The 6,768-nt window shown below is 62.9% G+C and carries 6 protein-coding genes; 4 read left to right on the forward strand and 2 right to left on the reverse strand.

The window, feature by feature from the left end; genetic code table 11:
• Positions 1-8 precede the first annotated feature (8 nt).
• Positions 9-1,070 carry an ABC transporter substrate-binding protein gene (locus tag J4E53_RS20410; RefSeq protein ID WP_103309878.1) on the forward strand — a complete coding sequence of 354 codons (1,062 nt, stop codon included), beginning with the start codon at positions 9-11 and terminating at the stop codon, positions 1,068-1,070.
• 233 nt (positions 1,071-1,303) lie between these two features.
• Positions 1,304-2,629, forward strand: coding sequence for a leucine-rich repeat-containing protein kinase family protein (locus tag J4E53_RS20415; protein ID WP_103309876.1), 1,326 nt, complete (start codon positions 1,304-1,306; stop codon positions 2,627-2,629).
• A 188-nt stretch (positions 2,630-2,817) separates the two neighbouring features.
• On the opposite strand, the gene J4E53_RS20420 is transcribed toward J4E53_RS20415, so the two are convergent.
• On the reverse strand, positions 2,818-3,522 hold the full coding sequence (locus J4E53_RS20420) for a YebC/PmpR family DNA-binding transcriptional regulator (RefSeq protein ID WP_103309874.1): 705 nt from the start codon (positions 3,520-3,522) through the stop codon (positions 2,818-2,820).
• A 219-nt stretch (positions 3,523-3,741) separates the two neighbouring features.
• Here J4E53_RS20420 and J4E53_RS20425 point away from each other — a divergent pair, with 219 nt between their 5' ends.
• Positions 3,742-5,148 carry a type VI secretion system Vgr family protein gene (locus tag J4E53_RS20425; RefSeq protein WP_103309872.1) on the forward strand — a complete coding sequence of 469 codons (1,407 nt, stop codon included), beginning with the start codon at positions 3,742-3,744 and terminating at the stop codon, positions 5,146-5,148.
• 123 nt (positions 5,149-5,271) lie between these two features.
• Positions 5,272-5,820: a cytochrome b gene (locus J4E53_RS20430; RefSeq protein WP_060738316.1), complete on the forward strand. Its 549-nt coding sequence runs from the start codon at positions 5,272-5,274 to the stop codon at positions 5,818-5,820.
• Between the two features lie 7 nt (positions 5,821-5,827).
• Here J4E53_RS20430 and J4E53_RS20435 read toward each other — a convergent pair whose 3' ends face one another.
• The gene (locus tag J4E53_RS20435) at positions 5,828-6,736 is read right to left on the reverse strand and encodes a 1-aminocyclopropane-1-carboxylate deaminase/D-cysteine desulfhydrase (protein ID WP_103309870.1); all 909 of its coding nucleotides are present in this window, start codon (positions 6,734-6,736) and stop codon (positions 5,828-5,830) included.
• Between the last annotated feature and the right edge of the window lie 32 nt (positions 6,737-6,768).

Below are 6,768 nucleotides of genomic sequence, written 5' to 3' on the forward strand. Positions count from 1 at the left end.
TCGCGCCAATGAATAACATCAAACGCAGTGCACTGTTCGGCTTCTGCTCGCTGGGTTCCGCTTGCCTGGGCGCCCTGCTCCCGGTCACCCAGGCGTTGGCCGAGCCGACGCTTTACCTGGGCATGAACGGCGGCACCATGGAGCGGCTCTACGCCGACAAGGTCTTGCCGGCGTTCGAGAAAGCCAACAATGTCAAAGTGGTCATCGTGCCCGGCACCTCCGCCGACATCCTGGCGAAAGTCCAGGCCAGCAAAGGCAACCCGCAGATGCACGTGATGTTTCTCGATGACGGCATCATGTACCGCGCCATCGCCATGGGGCTGTGCGACAAGCTCGAGGACAGCCCGACCCTGGCGCAGATCCCGGCCAAGGGGCGTATCAAGGATCAGGCCGTGGCCGTCAGCCTCGGGGTGACGGGGCTGGCCTACAACACGCGGCTGTTCAAGGAAAAAGGCTGGAACACGCCCACTTCATGGATGGACCTGGCCGATCCGCGCTTCAAGGACAAAGTGGTGTTCCAGTCGATGGCCTCGTCCACCTTCGGCCTGCACGGCTTTTTGATGTTCAACCGGATCCAGGGCGGCAGCGAAACTGACGTCGAGCCAGGTTTCAAGGCGTGGCCGAACACGGTGGGGCGCAACGTGCTGGAGTACATCCCGAGCTCGGCGAAGATATCCGAAATGCTACAGACCGACGAAGCCGCGCTGTTCCCGCTGACACCGACCCAGGTGACCGCGCTGAAACTCAAGGGCATGCCCGTCGAATATGCCCAGCCGAAGGAAGGCGCCGTGGTCCTCAACGTCGCCGAATGCACCATCGCGCAAAACACCCAGCCGGAACTGGCGCAAAAGCTCGCCGCTTTCCTGCTGACCCCGCAAGCCCAGGCCATTGCCCTGGAAGAAGGCGACCAGATCCCTTCCAACCCCAACACCCCGACCACCGACAAGACCCGTGGCCAGGTGGAGGCGATGAAGCAATACCTGGAAACAGCGATTGCCGTGGATTGGGACCAGGTCAACGAACAACGCCCGGCCTGGAACGCCCGTTGGAACCGCAGCATCGAGCGCTAGCCCGATTGACTGTGGCCAGCGGAGCAGCACTGTTATGGAAAAACTGCTGTGGGAGCAAGGCTTGCCCGCGATGCAGGCGCCTCGTTTTCTCAGAGACCCCGTCGTCTTCATCGCGGGCAAGCCTTGCTCCCACAGATAAATCCCCTCGCCACAGGGTGTTGTACTGAGCTGATTATTGGTTAACTGTCCGGCTACGGGCGCCAGCCCCCTCTTGATCAACAGCGAACCCTGCCATGCACACCCTCGCCCAACTACGCGCCGGCCAGCTCTCGGGCATCACCCGGCTGGACCTGGCCTGCGGCTTGACGGAGTTTCCCCGGGAAATCTTCGAGCTGGCCGACTCCCTCGAGATCCTCAACCTCAGCGGCAATCAGTTGGACACGCTGCCCGACGACCTGCATCGGCTGACTCGCCTGCGCGTGCTGTTCTGTTCCGACAACCGCTTCACTGAACTGCCCGAATGCCTGGGCCGTTGCAGCGCGTTGACCATGGTCGGTTTCAAGGCCAACCGCATCACCCGCGTCACGGGCGCCGCGCTGCCACCACAGCTGCGCTGGCTGATCCTGACCGACAACGACGTCAGCCACTTGCCGGACGAGCTGGGCCAACGCCCACACCTGCAAAAACTGATGCTGGCCGGCAACCGTTTGCAGCAGTTACCGGCGAGTCTGGGCCAGTGTCATCGCCTGGAACTGCTGCGCATCGCCGCCAACCAACTGACCGAGCTGCCGCAATGGTTGCTGGAGCTGCCGAGCCTCAGTTGGCTGGCCTACGCCGGCAACCCACTGGAAACCCAGGCCGATGCCGCAGCCTTGAACACCACGACCCCCATCGACTGGTCGCAACTGACGTTGCAACGACAATTGGGCGAAGGCGCCTCCGGAGTGATTCACCAAGCGCTCTGGCAGGCGCCCGGCCAGGTGGCGCGAAACGTCGCGGTGAAGCTGTACAAAGGCCAGATGACCAGCGACGGCTCACCCCTGCATGAAATGCATGCCTGCATCACCGCCGGTCGACACCCGAACCTGATTGACGTGTTGGGTCAGGTCGCCGGGCACCCCGAGCAACAGGCCGGGCTGATCATGGCACTGATCGAACCCAGCTATCGCAACCTCGCCGGGCTGCCGAGCCTGGCGTCATGCACCCGCGACGTGTATGCCGATGAACTGCGCCTGAGCGCCCCGGTGGCCTTGCGCATCGCCCACGGCATCGCCTCGGTGGCGGCGCACCTGCACCGCCAGGGCATCACCCATGGGGATCTGTACGGGCACAATATCCTCTGCAATGACCAGGGCGATTGCCGGCTGGGGGACTTTGGCGCGGCGTCGTTCCACGCCACGGCCGACACCGTGCAAACCCGCGCACTGCAACGCATCGAGGTGCGGGCCTTCGCAATCTTGCTGGGGGAATTGCTGGCGCGGATCGAACCGGCGTCCAGTGCCGTGGAGTTGGCAACGTTGCAGGAGCTGCAGGCACGCTGCTGTCAGCCAGACGTGCTGGCACGGCCGGGTTTTGATGAGATTGAAAGGTTGCTCAGCGAGTTCAAACACATCGACTAAACCAGCACCCCAAACTAACAAACACACGACTTATTGTGACGAGGGGATTTATCTGTGGGAGCAAGGCTTGCCCGCGATGAAGACGGCGCGGTCTCTGAAAAAACGAGATCTGCGCATCGCGGGCAAGCCTTGCTCCCACAGAGTGAACCGCACCCAAGGATAAATCCCCTCGCCACAGGGGGTAGTGCTTAACCCGCCAACCCGACAAACATGTCCTGCACGTCATCATGGTTGTCGAGGCCTTCGAGGAAGGCTTCGACTTCAGCCATCTGCTCGTCGGTCAAGCCGCTGACCGGGTTCTTCGGCTGGTAGCCCAGCTTGGCCGACAACACGGTGAAGCCCTGCTCCGGCAACGCCTTCTGCACGGCATCGAGGTCGGCAGGATCGGTGAGGAACAACGTCGCGCCGTCTTCGCCCGGCTCGAAATCCTGGGCACCGGCCTCGATGGCGGCCATTTCCGGATCGGCGTCCGGGCTGTCCGGCGCGGCTTCGATCATGCCGACATGGTTGAAGTCCCACGCCACCGAACCCGAGGCGCCCAGTTGGCCCTTGCGGAACGCGACGCGAATTTCAGCGACGGTACGGTTGATGTTATCGGTCACGCATTCAACAATCAGCGGCACCTGGTGCGGCGCGAACCCTTCGTAGGTGACGCGGTGGTATTGCACGGTTTCACCGAGCTGGCCGGAACCTTTCTTGATCGCACGTTCCAGGGTCTCGCGGGGCATCGAGGCCTTCTTCGCCTGCTCGACCACCAGACGCAAGTGCGCGTTGGTCGCGGTATCAGAACCGTTGCGCGCGGCAATGGTGATTTCCTTCACCAGTTTGCCGAAGATCTTGCCCTTGGCGTTGGCAGCCGCTTCTTTGTGTTTAACCTTCCACTGTGCGCCCATTACTCACTCTCTTGTCTGACGCGCCGAGACATCTGCCGGCCGGCGCTGTGGCGCAAGTTTATACGGCCTAAACCGGCTGATCGACCAAAAAATTCACCGTGCCGGATCGACATTTTCACAGTGTGTTGTAGGGCTTTTCTGAAATAGCGGCTCGCAAGCACCGTTCCCCCCCGTGGTTTCGTACCCTCTGGGCCTCTGTCCCTGCCAGTAGGAGGCGCGATGCGCAACGACACGGAAAGTCCCTTCAGCCTGACGCTCACGCAAAACGACTTGCAGCTGCAAGTCTTGCGCTTCAATGGCCGCGAAGCCCTCAACCAGCCGTACCGCTTTGACCTCGAACTGATCGGCCTGGCCCCACCGATAAACCCCGACCTGCTGTTGGGGCATCCGGCGTTCCTGCGCCTGGACGGCGAGTCGGGCATCCATGGGATTGTCCACAGCGTCAGCCTGAGTGCCTCGGCACCGCGGCGCATCGGCTACCGCTTGACGTTGGTGCCCTACCTGCTGCGATTGGAACAAGGCCCGCGGCGCCGGGTTTTCCATCGGCTCAGCGTGGTGCAACTGCTGCAACGCCTGCTGGAAGACAACGCTCTACCCGCCGACAGTTACCGTTTCGAGCTGCCCCATGGGCAGTATCCGTGTCGCCCATTCTGCATCCAGTACGACGAAAGCGACCTGGCCCTCCTGCAACGGCTGTGTGAGGAAGAAGGCATTCATTACCACTTCGAACACACTCCCCAGGGCCACGTCCTGGTGTTTGCCGAAGACCCGAAGAGTTTCCCCGCGCGCGCCATCGAGCTGCCCCTGCGCCCGAACGACAACTCGATACCGGCCATCAAGCGCTTGTATTTGCGCCACCACGCGATGGTACCTGGCGTGCCTGTCGGGTTCCGTGACCGGGCCGAGACCGAAACCGAGGCCCCGGCGGCGAATCAACCCCTCGAACAGATCGACCATGAGGCCATGCACCGCGACCCGGCCTTGACTCACCGTTACCAGGCCGGACGCCGCCATCTGGAACGGTTGCGCTGTCGGCAACGGGAAATCCATGGCCACAGTGATCAATCGGCCCTGCACGGCGGCGACATCGTGCAGATCTGCGAACACCCGGTTTCCACCTTCAACGATCAATGGCTGATCACCGAGGTCCAGCATCGCGGGCGGCAGTTTTCGATCCTTGAACCGGACCTGCCCACCACACCGTCGGCCCGTGACTACCGCAACCGCTTCACCGCCATCCCCTGGTCCACCGTGTTCAGGCCGGCCCTCAAGCATCCCAAACCGTGCATTCCCGGGTATCACCTGGCTCATGTACTCGGCCGCACCGGCCAGCCGGCCCCATTCGATGAGCGCGGCCACGTGAGTGTCAGCCTCTGGGCGCCGGACCAGGAAGGCATCACGCTGCCCGTGTCGCGACTGACGCTGGGCGACAGCCCTCCCCTGATGGCCGGCAGCGAAGTGCTGGTGAGCTTTCTCGATGGCGACCCCGACCGACCGGTGCTGTGCCCAGGGGCTGTCGATACCGGCGCAGGACACGCCGCCGCCCCACCGAAACCGTCCCGTGGCAATCACGATGCCGGGCTGCTGTTGGACTGGCTGCTGAACCCGCCAGACTTCACACCCTGATCCTGCCCTTTGGATTCTTGCCAGCAAACCTGATCTGGCTCATGCAAACCCAGCGAAACGGGCTTACAGTAAAGACACGCCGCGCTAGACGGCGCTCTGCCCTGATTGTTGGAGATACCCGCAATGCCCTGGAAAAACTCGGAAAGCCGCTACAGTACCGTCACGGTAACCTTGCATTGGCTGATGCTGGTCCTGCTGGCCGTGGTTTATGCCTGCATTGAGTTGCGGGGAATTTTTCCCAAGGGCAGCGGCGGCCGGACATTGATCAAGGAAGCGCATTTCATGCTCGGCCTGACGGTGTTCGTGTTGGTCTGGCTGCGCCTGTTCGCCCGCAGCATGGGCAAGGCACCGGCGATTTTCCCGGCATCGCCTGCCTGGCAAACCATCCTCGCCCGCCTGATGCACTGGGCACTGTACCTGTTCATGATCGCCATGCCGCTGCTGGGCTGGCTGATCACCAGCGCCGAAGGGCACCAGGTGATGTTCTACGGTTTCGATCTGCCGTTGCTCATCGATCAAGACAAGGAGTTCGCCAAGCAACTGGAAGGCTGGCACGTGCTGGGCGGCACCATCGGCTATTGGTTGATTGGCCTGCATGCCTTGGCGGGGCTGTATCACCACTACGTGGTACGGGACAACACGCTGCTGCGGATGATGCCCAAACGCGGCTGATCGACCGTCAATCGAACCCTCGGCGGCCTTGCAAACCGCCGGTGTGGACAAAGACCAGGCGCGTGCCGGGGGCAAAGCCTCCCGCCTCGACCCGCGCCTTGAGCACCATCAAGGCCTTGCCGGTGTACAACGGCTCCAGTTCGATGGCCGTCGTGGTTTCGATGAAGGCCGTGAGCTCGGCATCGACCCGGGCGAAACCGCCACGACTGCCGTCGAACAACTCATGACGCGGGCTGGAAAGCCCCGCTTCCCCCACGATGCGCTCGACCTGCCGGGCCACGCCATGGTCCGGCGGCACGGCCAGCACGCCGTAGACCGGGCGCGCGCCCGCTTCGGCCAGCACCAGTCCGGCCAGCGATGTTCCAGTACCGCAAGCCAACCACCAACCGTGATAATCCGCCCATCCCAGCGCCGCCAGTTGTTCACGGACACTGGCCACCCACGTCATGCAACCTTGCGCCCCAGGCAATCCCGAACCGCCCTCGGGCACCGGATGCAAATGTGGATAGCGAAGCTGCCACGGTCCCCAGAAATCCGCTGCGTGCCGCTCTCGGTATCCGCCATAACCCAACCAGTGCAGGTCCATGCCAAACGCTTTCAGGTCACGCACCGTCGGCGTGTCCTGGGGATGACCGCGCAACAGCCCGGCCGTGGGAAAGCCGAAGCGCTTGCCCGCCGCCGCCAGCGCATGCAAATGGTTGGAATAGGCACCGCCCAGGCTCATGATCCCTTCGGCACCGGCCTCATGGGCGGCACGCAGATGATGGACCAGCTTGAACCACTTGTTGCCGCTGATCAGCGGATCGATCCGGTCCAGGCGCAACACCGCCACTTCGACACCGGCACGGGCAAGCCAGTCCAGGTGAAGGGGTTCGAGGCGGGGTTGGGGATGCCAGTCGAGGGCGGGAAGCAGCATGGCGGCAGGCCGGGTGGGAACAGGCCGCTATC

This window comes from Pseudomonas sp. FW305-28, from assembly GCF_017351395.1.
Classification (GTDB): domain Bacteria; phylum Pseudomonadota; class Gammaproteobacteria; order Pseudomonadales; family Pseudomonadaceae; genus Aquipseudomonas; species Aquipseudomonas fluorescens_AA.

Excerpts from the sequence above, each read along its gene's own strand:
- J4E53_RS20410 (WP_103309878.1), top strand. The coding sequence starts at position 9 with ATGAATAACATCAAACGCAGTGCACTGTTCGGCTTCTGCTCGCTGGGT.
- J4E53_RS20415 (WP_103309876.1), top strand. The coding sequence starts at position 1,304 with ATGCACACCCTCGCCCAACTACGCGCCGGCCAGCTCTCGGGCATCACC.
- J4E53_RS20420 (WP_103309874.1), bottom strand. The coding sequence starts at position 3,522 with ATGGGCGCACAGTGGAAGGTTAAACACAAAGAAGCGGCTGCCAACGCC.
- J4E53_RS20425 (WP_103309872.1), top strand. The coding sequence starts at position 3,742 with ATGCGCAACGACACGGAAAGTCCCTTCAGCCTGACGCTCACGCAAAAC.
- J4E53_RS20430 (WP_060738316.1), top strand. The coding sequence starts at position 5,272 with ATGCCCTGGAAAAACTCGGAAAGCCGCTACAGTACCGTCACGGTAACC.
- J4E53_RS20435 (WP_103309870.1), bottom strand. The coding sequence starts at position 6,736 with ATGCTGCTTCCCGCCCTCGACTGGCATCCCCAACCCCGCCTCGAACCC.